The following is a 22247-nucleotide window of genomic DNA, read 5'->3' on the forward strand; positions in this document are numbered from 1 at the left end:
ACACTCATTAACTTTGCTTGAGTGTTATCCAAGATAGCTCTTTTCTCGAGGCCTGCCCTTTAAAAGTAAATAATGAAACGGCTATGATAACCTTTATAATTCACATACAAAATTTACTTTAGGGGGAATCATCATGAAAAAATGGTTTGGAATCTTAGCTTCTGGTTGTTTGATTTTAGGATTTTCTGTTTATTCCAGCCACGATACAGAGGCAGCAGTCAAAACCAAAACGTTCAAAAACTGCACAGAAATGAACAAAGTATACAAAGGTGGAGTTGCCCGTTCTGCAAGCGTAAAAAACAAGGGTGGAAAAACGCGCTATAAGCCATATGTTTCACAAGCTTTATATGATGCAAACAAAAAATTGGATCGGGATCACGATTTTATCGCGTGTGAAAGATAAATTCTGTATCCAAAATCTTTCAGTTAGGGGTGTTATTCAATGCCCAATATTATAGCAGGCTGCTTGGGGATCGTACTATTGCTAGTTTTATTATCTCTAGCAATAATAGTCATTAAATGGTTATTTATTAATATTTTGGGAGTTATCGGGATTATAGCCATGGTAGCAGGCATTGGCTTATTGAGTCAAAAAAATAAAAAATCCATCTCGATATCCACTTTTCTTTTCGGTTCTTTATTAACGCTTTTATGGTTTTCGCTAAAGGAACCATTCAATACATTAGCAGTATTTTTTATAGTTGCGTTCCTTGCGGCTTTAATTGCCACAATTATTTTTGGAATCAAACGAAATCGGGCTTGGAAGCAACTCTCCATAGCATCAATTGTTTTATTGGTTCTATCTGTAGTTTTTGCGTCAAATGCACCAGATCTTGAGAAAGACAAATCCCATCCAAATAAAACAGAAGTTGCTTCTACTGAGACGAAACAAAAATCAGATGATAGCAAAACTACTAAAGAACATAATGTTTCCAAAGAAAAACGTACACCAGTTTCTACCCCGTCATTAAAGTCATCATCTTATGATGATACGAATAAAAACTTAATTCCAGTTACTCTCATTGAAACTGTAGACGGTGATACCATCAAAGTTAACTACAAAGGCAAAGAAGAAACGGTTCGCTATTTACTTGTTGATACGCCAGAATCGAAAAAGCCTGGCACATGTGTTCAACCGTACGCTAAGGCTGCAGCAGAAAGAAACCGTGAATTAGTAAATAGCGGCAATCTGTCCCTTGAATTTGACAAGGGCAGCGAAAGAGATAAATACGGACGTCTACTTGCATATGTGTTTGTTGACGGTAAATCTGTACAAGAAGAACTGTTGAAAGAAGGATATGCCCGTGTTGCATACATATACGACCCGCCGTACAAATATCTATCAACATATGAAAATGATGAAAAAGCAGCTCAAAACAAGCACTTAAATATATGGTCAGAACCAGGCTATGTGACGGACAAAGGATTCAATGGTTGTGCAGCCGATCAAACCGCAAGTCATCACACGTCACACTCAACACATTCAACACAAAGTTCTCATACAAGCGTTGGATCAAGCTCTAGCTCTAATAACAACGCCAATACACAACCAACTGCTCCTTCTGCAACAACACCAAGTACTGGCCAAACAGATTTTGCAAATTGTACTGAACTTAGAAAAGTCTATCCAGATGGAGTTCCCGCTGGTCATCCAGCTTATCAACCTAAATTAGATAGAGATCACGACAATTATGCGTGTGAAAGAAATTAAGATAGCCCTCTCGGGGGCTTTTCTTTTTTCTCTGTAAGTCCCGCAAAAATAAAAAAGGTGATAAAGAATCTGTGTATCTACCAAATACTCCTCCTGAACCAATAGCAGGTCAGCGACGCCAATTATCTCTTAAGGATGATCGTAAAAAGAGGTTTGCCAAAAGTTTGGTGAGGGTGAGGCTTACGAGAAACCTCTAAAATTTATAAATCGGCACCAAAAAGGCACCAAAATTGATAGTTTGTTGCAATGGGTATAAGGAGATTCTACAATTTCTGTCCAGCACTGCTGAAAAGCATATCAAGGATCGTCAATCTTTTTGAATGCTAGTCGAGAACTAAAAAAACTTCTGCGATACGAGCAGCATTCACCTGATTAGAATATAACTTCTAACACAACTAATCATTTTCCCTAATATACTCCAATACCAACCACGGTTGTTAATTCTCAGTGATTTTACCATTTTCTCTACTGTTGCAAGTATATAACGCCATCTCTTGGTATCAAGGACAACAAATTTATTAAAGCAAAATTGTTATGTTCTGATTTAATTATTTTTTCTTATTCATTTCAAATATTAGATATATAGAAAGGCCAATTGGTACCGTCAAGAATTTTGTGTTATGTAAGATAGATAGGGTATCTCTGAAATGGATTTGGAATGGATAGGGGTTCGATTTCCTCTACACAGGAGACTGAATATTCAGTCTCCTGTGTGGAAAGGGAGAATCCCTTTATTTTGTTCGTTTACAATATTTGGTTAGTTATAACGTTTTTCAAACATTTGTTGAAGGGTTTCATAGGCTTCAGCAAATCCTCGTAATTTTCGTCCTGCCCATTTCTCATTAAAATCTTGGATGGTCAAATACACGACTTTTTCAGCGGCTTCTAAACTACTCAAACTGTTCATCGGCTTTAGACGTTTCCGAATCTCTTTGATCGTTCGTTCAATGGCATTGGTCGTGTAAATCACACTTCGAATACTGCTTGGATAATCCATAAATGTAAGGAGGACATCCAACTCATTGGCCCAAGATTGAACTTCTCTCGGATACTTGTTCGACCATTTCGACTCAAACTGTTGAAACATCTGTAACGCAATCTCCTTATTCGGTGCGCGATAAATCAGTTTGAGATCCTCTGCCACTTCAAATTGATCTTTTTTCCGAACACGATTTAAGGTATTACGTACTTTGTGAACGACACAGCGCTGCACATCGGCTTTCGGATAAACAGCCTTAAAGGCTTCCTCTAGCCCCGGAAGGCCATCAAATACGCCCAGAAGCACTTCCTGTACGCCTCTTTTGTAGAGCTGTTGAAGAATCTCTTGCCATCCATAGGCACTCTCCTGTCCTCCTACGAAAAAATCAAGAATTTCGCGATATCCTTCTTCGTTGACCCCCAACACCACATAAATCACTTCTTTCTCCACGGTATCGCGACGAAGTTTTACATACAATCCGTCTAAATATAAGACAGAATAACGTTTGTTCAGGGGACGTTTGTGCCATTTCTCAATGTCTTCTTTCACGATATCGGTCATACGACTGATCGTTGAAGGAGAATAGGCCTTGCCTAAAATTCGTTCAATAAACTTGCCAATTTCACGCGTACTCATACCACTTTGATACATCTTGATGATGGCTTCCTCGAGCCAGCCCGTATGGCGTTGGTAAGGGGTGAACAGCTGCGTTTGAAATTCCCCCTTTCGGTCTCTTGGAACAGAAAGTCCTTCGATACGACCATACTGCGTGTCTAGGTTTCGATGGTAATAGCCGTTTCTTCTATTCGACGTTCCCTCTTGTTCCATTTCGAGGAAAGTCTGGATTTCTTCCTTCATGATCAGCTCTAATTTTTCCTTTACAAACTCACGAATAACGTTTTCCAGTTGATTCATCCAATCTATATTCGATATACTCTTAGACATAGGTAGGGTACTCCTTTCTCTAGATGATTGGTCAAATCAGAGAATACCCTACCTTTTTCTTTTGGTCTAACTAAATGCTTGACACAAAATTTTATACATCATCGCTTAAATCGATTTTAGACATTAACTTTAGTTGACCTCCTTTATTTAAGGATAAACTTAAGTTTATTGTTTATCAAAATGCATTTAAAAGATTTTTCAGAAAAAAATGATTTATAAAATATTAAGAAACATGCTACTCCACACATTTTCAGATATACACATATTTCAGTGTTGGCCGAAGCCGGAGTGGATCTTCCAACAATCATGAAACATGTTGGACATGATGACAAGGAAACAGTCATGAAAATTTATATGCACGTTACGGAAAAAATGAAAAAGAATGCTTCAGAAAAAATAAAAATCCACTTCAGAAGCGTCCTAAATATTACAAATTCGCAAAAAATGTGAGTGATTTGTGATTATAAAAAAAGAAGGCTGCCGAAACAGCCTTCTTCCCTTGATATATAAGGGTTTTTTGATGTTTATTACATCATTCCGCCCATTCCGCCCATGTCAGGCATTGATCCGCCTTTGTTTTCTTCTGGGATGTCAGCTACAACAGCTTCTGTTGTTAAGAACATAGCGGCAACAGATGCTGCGTTTTGAAGTGCGGAACGAGTTACTTTTGTTGGGTCTACGATACCAGCGTCGATCATGTTTACCCATTCGCCAGTAGCAGCGTTGAAGCCGATTCCGACTTCTTCTTTTTTCAAGCGTTCTACAATGACAGATCCTTCAAGACCAGCGTTTTGTGCGATTTGGCGGATTGGTTCTTCTAATGCGCGAAGAACGATTTTCACACCAGTCGCTACGTCGCCTTCTGCTTCAATAGCAGCGACTTTATTGTAAACGTTCACTAGTGCAGTACCACCGCCGGAAACGATTCCTTCTTCTACAGCTGCACGAGTAGCGTTCAGAGCGTCTTCAATGCGAAGTTTGCGTTCTTTTAATTCTGTTTCAGTGGCAGCACCCACTTTGATCACAGCCACTCCGCCTGCTAATTTAGCAAGACGTTCTTGAAGTTTTTCACGATCGAATTCAGAAGTTGTTTCTTCTAATTGAGCGCGGATTTGATTTACGCGAGCAGCAATTTTGCTGGATTCGCCAGCTCCTTCTACGATCGTTGTATTTTCTTTCGTTACTACAACTTTTCCAGCACGACCTAATTGAGCAATAGTCGCAGATTTAAGATCTAATCCTAAATCTTCTGTAATCACTTCACCGCCAGTTAAAATAGCAATGTCTTCAAGCATTGCTTTACGACGATCACCAAATCCAGGAGCTTTTACAGCAACTGCGTTGAATGTACCGCGTAATTTGTTTACAACAAGTGTTGCAAGAGCTTCCCCTTCAACGTCTTCAGCGATCAAAAGAAGCGGTTTGCCTTGTTGTACAACTTGTTCAAGAACAGGAAGGATTTCTTGGATGTTAGAGATTTTCTTATCAGTGATTAAGATATATGGGTTTTCCAGAACAGCTTCCATTTTGTCAGAATCTGTTACCATGTATGGAGAAGCGTAGCCACGGTCAAATTGCATACCTTCTACGACATCTAATTCTGTCGTGAAACCTTTGGATTCTTCAATCGTGATAACACCGTCGTTGCCAACGCGTTCCATTGCTTCTGCGATCAATTCGCCAACTTCTTCATCAGCAGAAGAAATAGCAGCAACTTGAGCAATGGATTCTCTTCCTTTGATTGGTTTTGAAATGGCTTTTAATTCTTCAACAGCCACTTGAACCGCTTTTTCAATTCCTTTGCGGATGCCGACAGGGTTTGCACCGGCTGTTACGTTTTTCAATCCTTCACGGATCATGGCTTGAGCAAGTACAGTTGCAGTCGTAGTACCGTCCCCAGCAATATCGTTCGTTTTGCTGGCTACTTCAGCAACTAATTTAGCTCCCATATTTTCGAATGGATCTTCCAATTCGATTTCTTTCGCAATGGTAACCCCATCGTTCGTAATTAAAGGAGATCCGAATTTTTTCTCAAGAACCACGTTGCGTCCTTTTGGTCCAAGAGTCACCTTTACTGCATCCGCTAGTTTATCTACACCGCGGAGCATCGCACGGCGAGCATCTTCGCTGAATTTAATATCTTTAGCCATTTTGTAAAACCCCCTTAGTTAAAATATTGTCATTATGATAAAAATCGTTATTATTCTCCAATCACTGCTAAAATATCGCTTTCGCGAAGGATTAAGTATTCTGTACCTTGGTATTTCACTTCTGTACCAGCATATTTAGAAAAGATGATGCGGTCGCCAACAGACACTTCTGGTGCAACGCGTTCACCGCTGTCAAGAACGCGGCCTGTTCCAACTGCGATCACTTTGCCTTCTTGTGGCTTTTCTTTTGCCGTATCTGGCAATACAATGCCGCTTGCAGTTTTTTCTTCCGTTTCAACTAATTCAATTACGACGCGATCACCCAGTGGTTTTAACAAGTGAAACAACCTCCTTGTTTTCATATGTAATTTATATTGTTAGCACTCTATTCACCCGAGTGCTAACACATTAATAATAATAAATAAAACCCCTTTCTTTTGCAAGTATGATGCAAAAAATTTTATTCGAGATTTTTCGCCAGAATTCTCTTATCCGCGCGAGGGGAAAATGCCCGATGTTATCTTCTCCCTGGCCACAGTTTTATTCCTGTATTTGTATGAGTAAAATTATTGTGGGCAAAATTTAACCCCCTCATTTGTTGAGGGAACGTTAGAACGCTCAACAAATGAGGGGGCCACCAAGCGAAAGCGCGGTAGTTAATAAGCAAATAACATGAAAAAGAGGGTTACTCCTTGGTAGAATCTTAGTCAACCAAAACTAAATCACAAACAAAGGAGTAACCCCTCATGCAAAAGAATAACACAGTATATCCAAATTTAAAACAGATTGAGCAATTAGTTTGGAGGCAATTACAGGAAACCTTCTCAAAGGTCATGAAAACACTATTAGAGGACATGGACAAGCAGATTGCTGAAGAACGAAATAAAAAGCGTTATCGTCTACTCGATAAGCGTATCACCACTATTATCAGTCTTTTTGGAGAAATAAAGGTGAAACGGAACTACTACCGAGACAGGGAGAAAGGTGAATATGTCTATCTGCTTGATCGCTCTTTGGAATTCGAAGGGACCGGCTCCTTTAGTCCGCTGATAGAAGAAGCGGCTCTAGAGCTTGCCATTACAGGGCCATCCTATCGAAAGGCAGAACACACGCTTGAAACACTTTTAGGATACCGAGTGATTAGTCACGAAGCTATACGTCAACACCTGTTACAGATTGAAAGTATCCCAAAAGAGCGACAGCCTGTAAACTATCCTGTCCTATTCGTGGAAGTGGACGGCCTATATGTGAAACGTCAAGGAAAAGGAAAACGGGGCAAGGAAGAAAAAATTGCAGCGGTTCATCAGGGCTGGGAAATCAACGGAAAACGAGTAAGTTTGAAAGACAAACGCCATTTTATTCACCGTGGGAACCAGCCATTTTGGGAGGCGTTTGAGGATTTTCTCATTGAAAACTTCGAGTATGACCCAACTGTCCATAAGCTAGTAATAAACGGGGATGGTGCCGGATGGATTACAGCCTGTCGAGACCATTTTAAAGGCAGGGCATTCTTTTCAATTGACCGTTTCCACGTGGCAAGGGATATTCGCAGCTTATTCCGTAAGCATCCTCGCTATCGCCAAATGCAAAAGGCACTAGCGTCCTATGACAGTCAGAAACTACTTACGGAATTAAACAGTGCTGTTGGAACACTAGAGACAGAGGATCAGGAAGAACGTCTTGACCAATTGATTCGTCAACTAGAAAAATATCCTGAAGCCCTCGGGGATTACCGGAAGTGGCTCCAAGAACAAGGTATTGACACCAAAGGAATGCGTCCAATGGGAAGTGCCGAGGGAACGATGAGTGTCTTCGCAAAAAGGCTCAAAAATGGACGTAGCTGGGTAGAAAAAGGCGTAAGTGCCATGATTACTGGATTGGTGGCTTTCCTAGACAATCTGGCATTGAAAACATTATTTGGGAAAGTCGAAAGATGGACAGAAACCAAGGAGGAAAAGAATCCACCAAAACATTACGTAGAAAAGGTGACAAGTACAATTGGTGAAGTCACAAGAGACAATCTCCTATACCTAAAAGGTAAGGCAAATATTCCAGTGTACAAGACTTTAAAGGAGTTGGCCGGATTTTAAAAAAGACAAATTTTTTATCAAGAGAGTACCCTAAAATGGTGAATCCGCTTTCATTGTTAGGGAGAAAAAAACTGCCCACAAATACTTGACTCAATCCCTGTATTTCTTGAATTTGAATGGGATGTAAATTGCTAGTAGAATGAAAATAATGAATGAATAAGAGAAGGAGTATAAAAAAGTGAAAAAAGAATACGGTTATATTTTAATTGCTTATATTCTTATGCAGCTATCCAGTTTCATCGGTGTCCCGCTCGTTTATCGAATCGGAATCAGGGCAGGACAAGACCCCGTTTTTATGAGGCAAGCGGCCCCCGGATATTGGATTGTCATCAGTTTTTCCATTACATTAATCATTATTTTGCTGATTTTAAGAAAAGCACGTACTGATGCTTTATTGGTGAGAAAAGCTCCGGCTTCTCCAGGAGAATCGATAGTATGGGCGATCGCCGGAGTATTTCTTGCGCTGTTTGCCCAAGGCATCGCTGCCAACATCGAAGCAAACCTTTTCGGTGTGGATCCCGGTTCGAAAAATACGGAAAATATCCTTCAAATTATCAAAACATTTCCGGCTTCCATGCTTGTTTCATCCATTTTCGGACCTATATTAGAAGAAATTGTTTTTCGAAAAATCATTTTTGGCTCTTTATACAAACGTTTTTCTTTTTGGATCGCCGCAACGATCAGTTCCGTCATTTTCGCCATGGCGCATATGGAATTCGAACATATTCTTCTTTATAGCGCGATGGGGTTCACATTCGCTTTTTTATATGTAAGAACAGGCAGAATTCTGGTTCCTATTTTCGCCCACGTAGCCATGAATACTCTTGTGGTCGTCGTACAGCTTTTCTATCGTGACCAACTTCAGCACATTCAAGGACTAATTGGAGGATTTTTCCAATGAAACAAACATTGCTATCCTCAGGGATCATCTATTTGCTTTTTGGTTCCCTTTTTACTTATATGGCTATTGAAAATGTAAATTCCAATGGATTTGGTTTTTTTACGTACTTGCTCATTATTTTGGCGACGTTGGATGTGGGATCCGGCATTCGAGTCATTTTTTATTATTTCCGTATGAAGAGCCGATACAAAAAATAAGGCACGAATTTCACAAAAAGAAAAAAGGTAAGCATGAACCGATATACCCATCCTATTTGCTTACCTTTCACCTTCATTTTATTGTTCTGCCAATTGAATGCTATCTTTCTTTGACAATCGAATTTTTTCTATTTCTGCATGGGCAAAATGGAGGCTTCCGTGTAATAATGTGATCATTCGTTCGTATCTTCGCTCCTCGCCGAGGCTCCCCATATACGGCAAAAAAAGAATGATTCACATTATTTAACAGCCTCGATTTTCTTCAGCCCATTGATGATTTCTCACCCCCTTTATCTTCCTATTTTCACCAAAACATAAAACCAAACATGGCAGCGGCCTTTATCAACGGCTCGGCTAATTTATGAAAGCCAACCTCTTTATTCCTTTTTTACGAAGTGCGTCAAAAGGAAAATCTCCCCCTTTCTTCATCTTATGTAGCGAGAGATTTTCGAAGTCTCGCCTTTCTTCGTTTTCTTAGAAGTATATGAATAGAAATAGCCAGTCCAGTCCCGGTCATGATGATCATTCCGATCGAACTCACTAGACCAATGGGGCCTGTATGAAGTTCACGAACCACTCTTTGTAATGAATGGCCCTCTCCCCCATTATTCGGAAAACCCCCATTCATTTCTCCTGCAGCTGGAGGCCCTGATTGTCCATTTTGTTGAGAGTTCGTTGCCATTTGCTGTGTATTGACTGCATGAAACTGTTCCATTCTACCATCCTTTCCTCGCTCTTCTCCTGTTACATACATAATGAGACCTGTTATTGATTCAATGAACAAAAACAAAGATGCTATTACTCCGATCCAAAAATGAAGGGCACGTACCCTTCTCATATGCGACTCTCCTTTCTTCATTTATTTGAGGATGCCATCATTATGCCAAGCTTTGCTTAACTTTTTCTTAAAAAAGGAAAACACCCTATAAGTTGATATGATCCCCTTATAATAGTGGACAGAAAAAAGAAAGTTCACGAAGGGATAGAGGACATTGCCACCGGTCTGGCTTTATATATGCCTTCCGTAAGATCACATCCGATCTGCGGCGGCTGCATACAAGGATGTCCCTTTTGCGTCCTTCCGTAATATCACGCCCCCAAAAGACTCAAATCTCACAAAATTCGAATCATTATGATAAGATAGACATTAATCATATAGAACCTATGAAGGAGGAAAGACAGATGTCCCTGGAAAGTGTTAGAGCCCATCTAAAAAAATGGAATCGGGATCAGGATATTATGGTCTTCGATACTTCGAGCGCCACGGTGGAACAGGCCGCCCAGACCATCGGCGTAGAACCGGCCCGCATCGCCAAAACCTTATGCTTCCGGAGCAAAGGAGACAGTGCGCTGTTGGTCGTGACCGCCGGCGACGCCAAAATCGACAACAAAAAATTCCGCCATACTTTCGGTTTTAAAGCGCGGATGTTAAGCGCCAAGGAAGTGCTCGAACAAACGGGCCATGCGGTCGGAGGGGTTTGCCCTTTTGGATTGGCCAATGATTTGGACATCTTTTTAGACCTGTCCTTAAAGCGGTTCAAAACCGTTTTTCCCGCATGCGGAAGCATCAACTCCGCCATTGAAGTGAGTCTGGAAGATCTGTGGAATTATTCCGGTGCCAAGGATTGGATCGACGTATGCAAAGATTGGCAGGAATCGGATACGGAAGGGAAAACCTCGGACAGCGGAGGGGAAACAAGAACGTCAGAAAGCTCAAGATTCTTTCAACGATGATGAAGGTGATCAATCCCCATCCGGTTCGGATCCCCGGAAAATGATCACGGCTATATCGTATCTGCCCCAGATTGAAGGAAAACGAATGCTGGATACTACATATGCAAGCAGCCAATATCTCTTATCCCACGGACTTGATCCTTTAGAACGAAATCCGTGGGACGCCTCATCGACGTCCTTTTTGAGCCTCTCCATGAGCCCTGGAAGAAGTCGTACACTTATCGTAAAAAGGGCACACCAAGCCTTTCTGTAACAAAGCTCTAACTTGACAGGAAGCGCTTGAAAAATATAAAGGACGTTATGGCCATTCTCCCAGAGGCCGTCCCGGTCGATCATAAGGACCCGAATATCCAGGAAAAGAAACTGGTTGGACAATGCCTGCATGGAGAACTTCTTCAGCTATTTCAAGACAGAGTGCTTTCTTCTGCACTCTTTTTGCAAAGTCAAAGAGGTCAAGGATGCCGTACACAAATATATTCGTTTTTATAACCTCCAACGTTACTAAAAAAATAAAATAGCCCGAGCCCTTATGAATATAAGGCTCAGGCTGCTTAAGTGTCCTTTTTTATTTCTTGTCTACTTGACAGGGGTCACTTCAAGATGCGGGTGTCCCTTCATCTTTTTGATTGTTTTGGAAAGGTCATTTCAAAGCGAGTTCCCTCTCCTAATTGGCTGTCCACTTTTACTTTTCCATTGTGTTTTTCAATAATCCACTTGGCAATGGAAAGTCCCAATCCTGCCCCATCTGACTTCGTCCGTGCTTTATCGCTTTGATAAAAACGATCAAAAATTTTCGGAATCTCTTCTTTGGCAATCCCGATTCCATTATCTTGCACCTCAAGGGTAATGGAAGAAGAAGTTTGACGGCAAGAGATGTAAATGCGTCCCCCTTCTTTAGTATATTTGATCGCATTATCCAATAGGATGACCAGTAATTGATGGATTCGTTCTTTATCCGCAGTAAATAAAATCGGGGATTCTACGTTTATCGTTATTTCCTTCTGTTGATAGGAAGCAATCTCTGAATAAGTATCGGCAATCTCTCTAATCAACTCATCCAATCGAAATGATTGTTTTTTTAATTCTATTTGATTGGAATCTGAGCGTGCCAAGATAAGCAAGTTAGAGACTAATTTGGAAAGTCGTCTACATTCTTTCGCGATTACGGAAATATCCATTATTTTTTCTTCAATGGTCGAGGAAAGAGAATGGAACAATAAATCCGTTTTTGTCTGTATCACTGCTAATGGCGTCCGCAATTCATGAGAAGCGTCCGAAACAAATTGCTGCTGCTTTTGCCATGCTCTTTGAATCGGCACCAGTGCTCGCCCTGCAAGAAAATATCCCGCTGCTACGGCGCACAGTCCTCCGATCACACATCCCGCCACAATGATCAATAAAAGCTTATCTAAAATCTCTTTTTCGGAATTGACACTTCGAAAAATTTGTACCGTAATCTTTCCGAATTCCGTATCCATTTGGAATGCAATCGTTCGGAAATAAAAGTTTTCAATCTTCATATCATACAGTTTGTTCAATTGTTTAGGTTTCTCGATAGGCGTTTGGGTGAAAATGGTTGCGTCGTGACCTAAGTCGATTATTTCTCCTTTTTTATTCCAAAACACGATAAACACACGGGGATCTCGAAAAAAAGGAACGTCCTTTTCCCACGGTCTATCATTATCTGCTTCTCGTTCCGCTATATGCATAAGCGATGCATCCACGTCTTTATATAAACGAGCATGCATGTATGAATAGAGGGCCGTCCCTAATAAGCTAATTAAAACGAAAAAAACAAGAGAATTTAACAGCGTCAATCGAAGATGAGTGCGTTGAAACATCGTTTTCTCTCCTGCCTACTGGTCTGTTAACCTATATCCGACGCCACGAACCGTTTGAATATCTGTGTGATAGCCAAACGGTTCAAGCTTTTTGCGGAGATGATGAATGAATACTTCGACAATGGCAATCGTTGTATCCGAATCAAATCCCCACACCCGATCATAAATTTGTTCTTTTGTTAGAATGGTTCCCTTATTATGGATAAGATACTCTAATAGCTCGTATTGTTTCGCCGTTAATTTAATAGGGTGCCCATCTACCATGACATCCTTATCTTTTCCGTACAGCTCAATCCCTCGATAGCAAATAGTCTGTTTGGTTGTAAAACTGCCACTGCGCCGTAATAACGCTCGAATGCGTGCTTTTAGCTCCGAAGCATAAAACGGTTTGACTAAGTAGTCATCTCCGCCAAAATCCAAGCCTTTTACCCGATCCTCGAGAGAATCTTTTGCCGTTAAAAATAAAACGGGTGTATCAATCTCTTCTTTCCGAATTCGTTGCACGATGTCAAAACCATCCATTCCCGGCAGCATAACGTCCAATATAATGGCATCATAAATATTTTGCAAAGCTAAATATAACCCTTCCTCGCCATCTGTGGCACTATCGATCTCAAACTCATCCGATAAGATGTCAATCATCGATTTCAACAAATCTACATGATCTTCAACTACTAATAATCTCACGGATCTCCCTTCTTTCTCTTACTTCTAATAATAAGACAAAGCGGTCGCCAAAAGCGATCGCTTTTTAGAATTTCTTTTTTATTTTTTTTTCTGCCGCTCGATTGTCTATTTTCTTACGCCATAGAATTTGCCCTTAAAAAGACCAGTCACTTTTACGAATAAAAAACATTCGCAGGAGATTTTAAGATATCTATTTTTCTTAAAACTTGCTTCTCCAATCCGTATGCAGCCATATTGCGCCTTTTTACTTTATTCATATCTTAGAGCTTGAATCGGGTCCAGTTTTGCTGCTTTGTTAGCCGGGAAGACACCAAACACCACTCCAATGAATAGAGAAAATAAGAAGGCAACCATACAAACAGAGACAGAATAAGAAACAGACAGTCCGATCGTAGCTGCAAGCCCTTTTCCAATGACCAATCCAAATCCCACTCCAATCGCACCTCCTAGAGCGCTTAGCACAACAGCTTCAATCAAAAACTGCATTAAAATATCTCTTCTCTTCGCTCCAATCGCTTTTCGAATTCCTATTTCCTTCGTTCGCTCTGAAACAGACACAAGCATAATATTCATAATCCCAATTCCACCAACTAAAAGGGAAATTCCTGCGATTCCGCCCAGCATCATCGTCATCGTATTGTTAACCGAACTCATCGTTTCCATTAAATCTTGTTGGTTAAAGACGCTGTAGCTATCTTCATCATTGGGGAATAGACGTGCTAATGTTGTTTTTAATTGCGCCATAACAAACGGGACTTCACTTTCATCTTTTCCTTGAACATATACTGTCTGAATACTTGTGTTTTTAACCAATCGCTGGGCTGTCGAAAGCGGCATTATGATCACATCATCACCGCTTTGTCCAAACGAACTGCCTTTTGAAGCCAGAACTCCAATTACTTTGAACGATGTGCCCTCCACTTGTATATATTTTCCGACCGGATTATCAAAACCAAATAATGTTTGCGCTGTGTCAGATCCTAAAATCACCACTTTTTGCCGATACTCTACATCGATATCAGATAAAAAGCGACCTTGGCTGACTTGTGCATTGCGTACGGTTTGATACGAAGAGCTCGTTCCCAATAAAGAAACTTGTGTCGAAGTCGTACCATTTTTTACATAGACCCGTCCGGAAACAACGGGAGCAATTTCTTTTACGCCTGTAATATCGCGAAACTTTTCGATATCATCCATTTTCAATTGAACACGATCCGAATCCATCACATTCACTGTTAATAAATTGCTCCCTAACTGGTTCATCTGACTGGCAACTTCTTTACTCGAACCTTGACCTATTGAGATCAAAACAATAACAGAAGAGACGCCGATAATAATGCCAAGTATCGTTAAAAAGGAGCGAAGCTTATTGCCTTGAATGCTGCGGAAAGCCATTTTAATGGATGGAATAATTTCCAACAAAATCACCTCTCTCCTCAAACAGCTGCCCGTCTTGAATGCGAACAATTCTCTTTGCTTCGTTGGCCACTTCCCAATCGTGTGTAATGAGAACAATCGTATGTCCTTGCTCATTTAATTGTTTCATCAATTGAATGATTTCCTTGCTTGTCTTGCTGTCGAGAGCCCCTGTCGGCTCGTCGGCAAGCAAAATCGGCGGGGTGCCGACAAGAGCCCGTGCAATGGCCACCCGTTGCTGCTGCCCGCCAGAAAGCTGGTTGGGCAAATGACGGGCCCGATCTTTTAATCCCACTTTCTCTAAGTATTCATAAGCGATTTTTTGTCGTTCCTTTGTCTTTACTCCTCGATATAATAAAGGCAGTTCTACATTCTCTAACGCCGTTAATTTTGCCAGTAAATGAAAATTTTGAAAAACGAATCCTATCTTTTCATTTCGAACAGTTGCCAGTTCACTGTCTATCATTTTATCTATTTCTTTTCCATCGAGGATATAACGACCTTCATCAGGACGATCGAGGCAGCCAATGATATTCATCAATGTTGATTTCCCGGAACCGGAAGGACCGACAATCGCAAGAAAATCTCCTTTTCCAATTTGGAGAGAGACCCCCCGCAGGGCATGAACCACTTCTCCCCCAAGCGAATATGATTTCGTTATATTTTCCATTCGAATAATCGGTTCAGTCATCATCGATCATCTCCCTCTGTTAAATCCGCGATTCATGCCGCCAAATCCACCCATATCAGACATTCCGCCCATCATTCTTCTGCCGCTCATTTGTTCATTGCTCGAAGACGATGCAGATACTCTAGGCAGCTGGACAACCTCACCTTCTGTTAAACCATCTGTGATTTCTACATAATCTTCATTGCTTATTCCCGTTTTCACGGTTTGCCGCGCGACAGAGCCATCTCCCTTTTCAACCACTACATACTTTTCGTTATTGATTGAGTGTACTGCTTCAATCGGCACATAGAGAGCATTGTCTTTGCTTTGCACTAAAATACTGACTTCGGTTGTCATTCCCACTTTTACATTCGTTGGTTTATTCATATGAACCGTTACATCAAATGTCGAGACTCCATTGGATACCGTCCCTTCATTGGCAACCGCTGTCACTTTCCCCGTATAGGTTGTATCAGGGAAGGCATTGACCTTTATACTGGCCGTTTGCCCCACTTTTACTTTTGGAATATCTAATTCATCAATTTGCACCGTTGTTTGCAAATCATCATAATTGGTAATGTGAGCAATGACTTGGCCTTTCGATACACGATCTCCATCCGAAACGCCAATCGATGTAACGGTTCCGTCTGCCGGTGCAGTAATATCACTGCCGTCCGTAAATGTAACCAACTCTTGTCCTTCCTTTACTTTCTCTCCTTTAGAAACAAGCACTTCGTCTACTTCGTTGTTGGAAGCAGCTTTGACATCCGTACTCGTAACAGGTTGAACAGTCCCAGAACCACTCACCTTCACTTGCAATTTTCCTTTTTGTACAGAAGCGGTTTGAACCTGTGCCATTGTCGGCTTGTCTTTTCCTTTGGCAAAAAACCATCCACCTATTCCAATAACGACAATCACAATCCCAAAAAGGATCCACCATTTTTTCAACATCCCTGCTCCTTTCTTATCCATTGGTCATTTGGATAAGCCTAGTATGCGGGTCCTTTCTTAATTTTTTCTTAAAAAAACCTAACCGAAATTCGCCATGTTTTCATCACCACTTCTCGTTTAGAAAGCCTTCTTTGTTTCACAAAAAAGAAATCGCTTTCATTTTTCGTAAACACCCTCCTCGCGCCAAAACTAAAATCCTCTGCTTGAGCAGAGGATTCGTTTTTATTTTTCTCTTAGTATATTCTTTTAGGATATACTGGATATGTTTTTTGAACAGACTATAAAGCAGATTATTGAACGTTTCACGTAATCAATATGGGATATATCTTCCGCTGAAACTCGAGCAGCCTTTCTCTCGATCGTGATATTAATTTTCATTCACGATTTCTTCGCTTCTTTGCCTTTCTAATCTCTGCATTTTTTTATAGGACATCCGCGAAATCCAAATGCTCACTTCGTATAAAAAACAAAGAGGAATGGTCACAATGAGCTGTGACATCACATCCGGCGGCGTAATAATTCCCGCGATGACAAGCAGGACAAAATAGGCGTAACGACGTATTTTGGCCAAAAACTTGGGCGTAACGATGCCAAGCCGGGTTAAAAACATGACCACGATAGGCAATTCAAACAAAATCCCAAAGGGAATAGTGAGTTGGAACAAAAAGTGAAAATATTCGTTAATTCCAATGACTTGATGAATCCCCAGTTTTTCAGATAAGTTTGTCATAAAACGAAGCACAAACGGAAAAAGAACAAAATAGGAAAAAGCAACGCCGAGAAGAAATAACAATACCGTAGCCGGAATATAACTTAACGTGACTTTTCTCTCTTTTTCATATAACCCGGGACTGATAAAGGCCCAAAGCTGGTAAAGAAGAACTGGGGAAGTTAAGATGCATGCGATCACAAAGGACATTTGAAAATAAACTTTCATAGGATCCGTAATGCGAAATGCATTCATCGTCAACTCTTTCGCCAGATCGGCATGCTGCAGAAATTTAATCATCGGCTCCGCTGTAAATAGACCCACAATTACAGCGATCACAAAGAAAACGATCACAATGATGAGACGTTTTCTTAATTCCATGATATGTTCCAGTACCGTCATGTCTTTTCGATTCATGATCGCTCATCCTATCATTACTTGTCGTCGTTCTTTTTCATTTTTTCATCGTCTGCTAAGCCTTTAGTTGCTTGTTTAAATTCACGCAATGTATCCCCGGCTGCTTTCCCCAACTGAGGGAGTTTCTTCGGTCCAAAGATTAATAAAGCTGCGATCGCAGTTAAAATAAGGCTGCCCGGTCCCATTCCCAATGTATTCCACCTCTTTCATTTTATCATAAATGATGTAAATCCTTTTTTCTATCGAGTTTCTCTTCCACTTCTTCCTCTTCAGGATAATTTTTCAGAAAGTATACTAATGATTGCAATTCAACCGCTAAATCGATATGGTGGACTCGAATGGAAGGAGGAACGGATATTCTTGCCGGCGTAAAATTTAAAATTCCACTGATGTTCACTTTTATTAGACGGTCTGTAATACTTTGGGCGGCCGAAGCCGGAACGGTTAAAATGGCTACCGGAACATTCTCGCCCATCAATCGCTCCTCCAATTCAGCTAAATCATATACCACTACATCGCCAACTTTTTTGCCAATTTTATTTTTGTCGATATCAAACGCCCATTCGATTCTCGTATTGTTGTTTTTCATAAAGTTATAATTTAAAAACGCTGTGCCTAAATTCCCCACGCCAATCAGTGCGACGCTTGTCACTTCATCTTGGTCAAGCGTTTTTCGGAAAAACGACAATAAATAGCTGACATTATATCCGTAGCCTTTTTTCCCTAAGGCGCCAAAATAGGAAAAATCACGGCGGATCGTGGCGGAATCCACTTTGACCGCCTCACTTAATTCTGCTGAAGATACTCGTTCTTTCCCTGAGGCGTACAGATTCTGCAAAAATCGGTAATAAAGAGGCAGACGTTTAGCCGTCGCTTGTGGAATTTTCATGGCTTCTTGACTCATACTCATTCCTCCACAACTTCCAAAAACTATGAATGATGATCTCTGTTATAGTCCGGACTGGAGACACCGCCCGTTTTTTCGAGCAAGTAGGTCGGTCCGATGACCATCCCTTTATCTACGGCTTTGCACATGTCATAAACGGTAAGAGCCGCAACAGAAGCGGCTGTCAACGCTTCCATTTCTACACCTGTATTTCCTACGGTCTTTACTTTAGCCAAAATTTTCAAAGTAAATTTCTCGTTGTATGTCTCCCACGAAAAGGAAATATCGATCCCCTTAATGGGAATGGGATGGCACATTGGAATGATATCCCATGTTTTCTTTGCCGCCATAATTCCGGCCACTTGTGCTACGGCCAACACATCCCCTTTTTGAATCCGGTCATTTTGTATGGCTTCATAAATTTCTTCATTTACTTGGATGCTTGAACAGGCGGCGGCAGTACGGACTGTTTCTGGTTTATGGCTGACATCAACCATTTTAGCCCTTCCCTGTTCGTTAAAATGAGTAAATTTCGACACGATGAATGCCTCCCCATTATGATACACTATTTTTTTGCGAATGTCTGTGTATAATGTGGACATCGATCTAAAAACGTATGTCCAGCGGATGTAAGATCGTCGTCAATTCATGCTTCGTTGTAGCTTCCTGCCGGCAGCTTGACTTAACAACCGAAGAGATTGCTTCGATTTCCCGTTCTTTCCGTCTCACACTTCCCCCGTTCTGTTTCTTTCCATTGCCCATTTAAGGAGCTATAAGGTACACTTACACTATAGCAATTGAGGTGAATAAAACAATGATTCTACTGCAAGTTCTTCAACTCACAAAATATTATGGTTCTGAACTTATTTTATCGAATATTAAACTGGAAATACAATCACGTGACCGGATTGCTTTAGTAGGGCGAAACGGAGCAGGCAAATCTACGCTTCTGAAAATCATCGCGGACCAATTATCATATGATTCCGGCGAAATCATCAAGCCAAAGGATGTGACGATCGGCTATCTTGCTCAAGATACCGGCTTAGAATCGGATTTGACAATTTGGAATGAAATGCTGTCCGTTTTTGGCCCACTGCGGGAGATGGAAAAGAAACTGAGAGATTTGGAAAATCAAATGGCCGATCCGACCGTTTATAACGATCCGGAAAAATTTAAGAAAATCGTGAAAGAATATGACCAATTGCAAATTCAATTTAAAGAACAAGGCGGCTATCAGTATGAAGCCGATATTCGTTCCGTTTTGCACGGTCTTCATTTTCAAGACTATGATTATGAAACCAAAATTTCCTCATTAAGCGGAGGTCAAAAAACAAGGTTGGCCCTCGGGAAACTTTTGCTCTCCAAACCGGATCTTCTCATATTGGACGAGCCGACCAACCATCTAGATATTGAAACTTTAACATGGCTGGAACAATATTTGCAAAATTATCCGGGAGCCATTCTGATTGTATCCCATGACCGCTATTTTCTTGATAAAGTAGTGACCCAAGTATACGAAATTTCCCGGCATAAGGCTAGAAAATATTATGGAAACTACAGTGATTACTTGATTCAAAAAGCAGAGCAATATGAACGGGAAATGAAACAATACGAAAAGCAGCAAGAGGAGATTGAAAAGCTCCAAGACTTCATCCAAAGAAACATCGCTCGCGCTTCGACGACAAAAAGAGCGCAGAGTCGAAGAAAACGACTGGAAAAAATGGAGCTGATGGAAAAACCTGCAGGGGATGAAAAATCGGCTCAATTTTCGTTTGAAATTGCAAAGCAAAGCGGCAATGAAGTGATGCGCGTTAAAGACTTAGCCATTGGATACGGCCGCGGTCCTGTGAGTGAAAATATCCATTTGAACATAACCCGCGGGGAAAGCATTGCGCTTGTCGGACCGAACGGGGTCGGAAAAACCACTCTATTAAAATCGATTATTGGGCTTCTGCAGCCGATCAAAGGATCTGTTCAATTCGGCACCAATGTCGAAATCGGCTATTATGATCAGGAACAAGCCAATTTAACTTCAAATAAAACCGTCCTTCATGAACTGTGGGATGATTTTCCTGATTACAATGAAAAAGAAATTCGGACCGTTTTAGGGAATTTTCTCTTTTCAGGCGATCACGTTTTGAAAACCGTCTCCTCTTTAAGCGGCGGGGAAAAGGCACGGCTGGCCCTTGCCAAACTCATGATGAAGAAAGCCAATTTCTTAATTCTCGATGAGCCGACGAACCATCTTGACCTTGACAGCAGAGAAGTACTCGAAAACGCTTTGATCGATTATCCGGGAACATTATTGTTCGTATCCCATGACCGCTATTTTATCAACCGAATTGCCACTAAAGTGATCGAGCTTTCTCCTAACGGGACCACTGAATATTTGGGAGACTACGATTACTATGTAAACAAAAAACAAGAACAGCTGGAATTATCGCTTTTGGAACAACAAGAAAATCGCCGTACCTCTGATGACACAACCGCTTCGAAAAACACGTTTGCACTGGATAAAGAAGCGAAAAAAGCGGAGAGAAAAAAAAGAAGACGAATTGAAGAAATTGAACAAACGATTGAACAAAAAGAAACGCTCCTTTCAGAAAAAGAAGCACTTCTCGTTCAGCCTGACATATTTCAAGATTATGAAAAGGCACATGCCATCAATCAGGAAATCGAACAGCTGAAAGCAGAAATTGATCAGCTTATGGAGGAATGGACGGAATTGCAGGAAAGTTTATAGTTCTCATTGTTCGGACATCCTGTATTCTCTATGAAAAAAGAGGCTGTAGCATCATTGCTTACAGCCTCTTTAGATTTTTACACCATAAATGAAAATCCTTTATACACGATTTTTCCACACCGTTATTTCCGATATTTTATCAACAAAAAATCGCTGCCAACGGATTGATGCCATCCTAATTATCCACAAAATAAATCACATCGTTGTTATTGAAACCACAGCAAAGGTCACATTTTTCCACATTATCCACAGACTTATTGACAATATTCCAAATTTACCCTCAAAATTTATCCACATTTAAAAAAAGTTTTTAACATAATGCTCTTTGTTTTCCACATATTATCCACATGTTATGAACAATAGTGATTCCTGACGATTCTATTTTCCACAGCTTTTCACCAAAAAGCCCTTCCACGATTCTCACCGGAAGACAAAAAAACCGGCAGCGCCCTTCTGCCGGTCAAAAAACGTCATTATTCATCTCGATTAGAAACAGCACTATTTTTCTAAAGATGGATCCCCGCAAAAACCCTTTTTTTACATCTAAGAATGAGATTAAACGTGATCCAGTTCCAATCCGGGATAGGCGTTCATGTTATAGCCGTCTCGTTTTCCTTTTTCGTAAAAAATGGTCCCTGCAGCCGCAATCATGGCTGCATTATCCGTACATAGCGATAAAGGCGGTATGACTAACTCTACATCCTTCAATTCTTCCATTTTCTTTTGCAATTCGCTACGCAAACCACGATTTGCTGCCACGCCCCCGGCAAGTAAAACTTGTTTTACTTGAAATTGTTTGGCGGCTCTCACTGTTTTTTCAGTCAATACTTCTACCACACTCGCCTGAAAACTTGCAGCCACATCTTCAGGATGATACTGTTCCCCTCTTTGCTCCGCATTATGCAAAGTATTAATGACTGCTGATTTTAATCCGCTAAAACTGAAATCATAGGATCCGTCTTCCAGCCAAGCCCTCGGAAAATCGATCAATGCTTTTCCTTCATGCGCAAGACGGTCAATGACCGGCCCTCCGGGATAGGTTAGATTCAATGTTCTGGCTACCTTGTCATAAGCCTCTCCGGCCGCGTCATCTCTTGTTTCCCCAATCACTTCGAATGTTCCGTGCTCTCTCATCAGCACCAATTCCGTATGGCCGCCTGAAACTACCAGCGCTATCAACGGAAAGCGCATATCCGTTACGAGCCGATTAGCATAAATAT

General features: G+C 40.9%; 22 protein-coding genes and 1 pseudogene (1 of these 23 only partly in view). 9 read left to right on the forward strand and 14 right to left on the reverse strand.

The genetic code is table 11. The features are described 5' to 3' along the window. Positions 1-133 precede the first annotated feature (133 nt). Positions 134-403, forward strand: a complete 270-nt coding sequence (locus tag BSM4216_RS14175) for an excalibur calcium-binding domain-containing protein (protein WP_048624133.1) — start codon at positions 134-136, stop codon at positions 401-403. A 372-nt stretch (positions 404-775) separates the two neighbouring features. Continuing rightward, the gene (locus BSM4216_RS14180) at positions 776-1711 is read left to right on the forward strand and encodes a thermonuclease family protein (RefSeq protein ID WP_048624547.1); all 936 of its coding nucleotides are present in this window, start codon (positions 776-778) and stop codon (positions 1709-1711) included. Positions 1712-2468: 757 nt separating this feature from the next. Here BSM4216_RS14180 and BSM4216_RS14185 read toward each other — a convergent pair. Next, positions 2469-3635: an IS256 family transposase gene (locus tag BSM4216_RS14185; RefSeq protein WP_048622577.1), complete on the reverse strand. Its 1167-nt coding sequence runs from the start codon at positions 3633-3635 to the stop codon at positions 2469-2471. A 219-nt stretch (positions 3636-3854) separates the two neighbouring features. On the opposite strand from BSM4216_RS14185, the pseudogene BSM4216_RS14190 reads away from it, so the two are divergent. Beyond that, positions 3855-4085 (forward strand): annotated as a pseudogene (locus tag BSM4216_RS14190) (tyrosine-type recombinase/integrase); the annotation flags it as partial. Between the two features lie 77 nt (positions 4086-4162). Here BSM4216_RS14190 and groL read toward each other — a convergent pair. Together groL and groES are read right to left on the reverse strand one after the other, a co-directional pair. Further along, on the reverse strand, positions 4163-5785 hold the full coding sequence (gene groL, locus BSM4216_RS14195) for a chaperonin GroEL (protein WP_003354043.1): 1623 nt from the start codon (positions 5783-5785) through the stop codon (positions 4163-4165). Positions 5786-5835: 50 nt separating this feature from the next. Then, entirely contained in the window at positions 5836-6123 is a 288-nt protein-coding gene (gene groES, locus BSM4216_RS14200; RefSeq protein WP_003354042.1) for a co-chaperone GroES, read from the reverse strand. 408 nt (positions 6124-6531) lie between these two features. On the opposite strand from groES, the gene BSM4216_RS14205 reads away from it, so the two are divergent. From BSM4216_RS14205 to BSM4216_RS14215, 3 genes are all read left to right on the forward strand, one after another. Next, on the forward strand, positions 6532-7875 hold the full coding sequence (locus BSM4216_RS14205) for an ISLre2 family transposase (protein WP_048622768.1): 1344 nt from the start codon (positions 6532-6534) through the stop codon (positions 7873-7875). 178 nt (positions 7876-8053) lie between these two features. Then, positions 8054-8776 (forward strand): CPBP family intramembrane glutamic endopeptidase, encoded by a 723-nt coding sequence (locus BSM4216_RS14210; protein ID WP_048624135.1) that lies wholly within the window; start codon positions 8054-8056, stop codon positions 8774-8776. Continuing rightward, complete coding sequence (locus BSM4216_RS14215) at positions 8773-8973, forward strand: YdiK family protein (protein WP_003354040.1); 201 nt, start codon at positions 8773-8775, stop codon at positions 8971-8973. The genes BSM4216_RS14210 and BSM4216_RS14215 overlap by 4 nt, the downstream gene beginning before the upstream one ends. 430 nt (positions 8974-9403) lie before the next feature. On the opposite strand, the gene BSM4216_RS14220 is transcribed toward BSM4216_RS14215, so the two are convergent. Then, complete coding sequence (locus BSM4216_RS14220; protein WP_048624136.1) at positions 9404-9811, reverse strand: PepSY domain-containing protein; 408 nt, start codon at positions 9809-9811, stop codon at positions 9404-9406. Between the two features lie 344 nt (positions 9812-10155). Between BSM4216_RS14220 and BSM4216_RS14225 the strand changes: the two genes are divergently transcribed. Together BSM4216_RS14225 and BSM4216_RS17385 are read left to right on the forward strand one after the other, a co-directional pair. Continuing rightward, entirely contained in the window at positions 10156-10707 is a 552-nt protein-coding gene (locus tag BSM4216_RS14225) for a YbaK/EbsC family protein (protein WP_048624137.1), read from the forward strand. Between the two features lie 346 nt (positions 10708-11053). Then, positions 11054-11212, forward strand: a complete 159-nt coding sequence (locus BSM4216_RS17385) for an IS3 family transposase (RefSeq protein WP_483294836.1) — start codon at positions 11054-11056, stop codon at positions 11210-11212. Positions 11213-11321: 109 nt separating this feature from the next. Here the strand turns inward: BSM4216_RS17385 and BSM4216_RS14235 are convergent, their stop codons facing one another. The 9 genes from BSM4216_RS14235 to moaC form a co-directional block, all read right to left on the reverse strand. Then, positions 11322-12548: a sensor histidine kinase gene (locus tag BSM4216_RS14235; protein WP_048624139.1), complete on the reverse strand. Its 1227-nt coding sequence runs from the start codon at positions 12546-12548 to the stop codon at positions 11322-11324. A gap of 15 nt (positions 12549-12563) precedes the next feature. Continuing rightward, positions 12564-13235, reverse strand: coding sequence for a response regulator transcription factor (locus BSM4216_RS14240; RefSeq protein ID WP_048624140.1), 672 nt, complete (start codon positions 13233-13235; stop codon positions 12564-12566). A 249-nt stretch (positions 13236-13484) separates the two neighbouring features. Continuing rightward, positions 13485-14654: an ABC transporter permease gene (locus BSM4216_RS14245; RefSeq protein WP_244878077.1), complete on the reverse strand. Its 1170-nt coding sequence runs from the start codon at positions 14652-14654 to the stop codon at positions 13485-13487. Then, on the reverse strand, positions 14632-15342 hold the full coding sequence (locus tag BSM4216_RS14250) for an ABC transporter ATP-binding protein (protein WP_048624549.1): 711 nt from the start codon (positions 15340-15342) through the stop codon (positions 14632-14634). Before BSM4216_RS14250 ends, BSM4216_RS14245 begins: the two co-directional genes overlap by 23 nt. A gap of 6 nt (positions 15343-15348) precedes the next feature. Then, the gene (locus BSM4216_RS14255; protein WP_048624141.1) at positions 15349-16272 is read right to left on the reverse strand and encodes an efflux RND transporter periplasmic adaptor subunit; all 924 of its coding nucleotides are present in this window, start codon (positions 16270-16272) and stop codon (positions 15349-15351) included. A gap of 367 nt (positions 16273-16639) precedes the next feature. Then, positions 16640-17398, reverse strand: a complete 759-nt coding sequence (gene tatC, locus BSM4216_RS14260; protein WP_003354031.1) for a twin-arginine translocase subunit TatC — start codon at positions 17396-17398, stop codon at positions 16640-16642. A gap of 17 nt (positions 17399-17415) precedes the next feature. Next, positions 17416-17589 carry a twin-arginine translocase TatA/TatE family subunit gene (locus BSM4216_RS14265; protein WP_048624142.1) on the reverse strand — a complete coding sequence of 58 codons (174 nt, stop codon included), beginning with the start codon at positions 17587-17589 and terminating at the stop codon, positions 17416-17418. Positions 17590-17612: 23 nt separating this feature from the next. Next, positions 17613-18302: a redox-sensing transcriptional repressor Rex gene (locus BSM4216_RS14270; protein ID WP_003354029.1), complete on the reverse strand. Its 690-nt coding sequence runs from the start codon at positions 18300-18302 to the stop codon at positions 17613-17615. 26 nt (positions 18303-18328) lie between these two features. Further along, entirely contained in the window at positions 18329-18823 is a 495-nt protein-coding gene (gene moaC / locus BSM4216_RS14275; protein ID WP_048624143.1) for a cyclic pyranopterin monophosphate synthase MoaC, read from the reverse strand. Between the two features lie 275 nt (positions 18824-19098). Here moaC and BSM4216_RS14280 point away from each other — a divergent pair, with 275 nt between their 5' ends. Then, entirely contained in the window at positions 19099-21027 is a 1929-nt protein-coding gene (locus BSM4216_RS14280) for an ABC-F family ATP-binding cassette domain-containing protein (protein ID WP_048624144.1), read from the forward strand. Positions 21028-21582: 555 nt separating this feature from the next. On the opposite strand, the gene tsaD is transcribed toward BSM4216_RS14280, so the two are convergent. Then, positions 21583-22247, reverse strand: the 3' portion of a protein-coding gene (tsaD, locus tag BSM4216_RS14285) for a tRNA (adenosine(37)-N6)-threonylcarbamoyltransferase complex transferase subunit TsaD (RefSeq protein WP_048624145.1). It continues 355 nt past the right edge of the window; only the last 665 of its 1020 coding nucleotides appear in the window; its start codon lies off the right edge, out of view — the gene reads right to left on this strand; it ends in the stop codon at positions 21583-21585.

Source organism: Bacillus smithii, assembly GCF_001050115.1.
Taxonomy (GTDB): domain Bacteria; phylum Bacillota; class Bacilli; order Bacillales; family DSM-4216; genus Bacillus_O; species Bacillus_O smithii.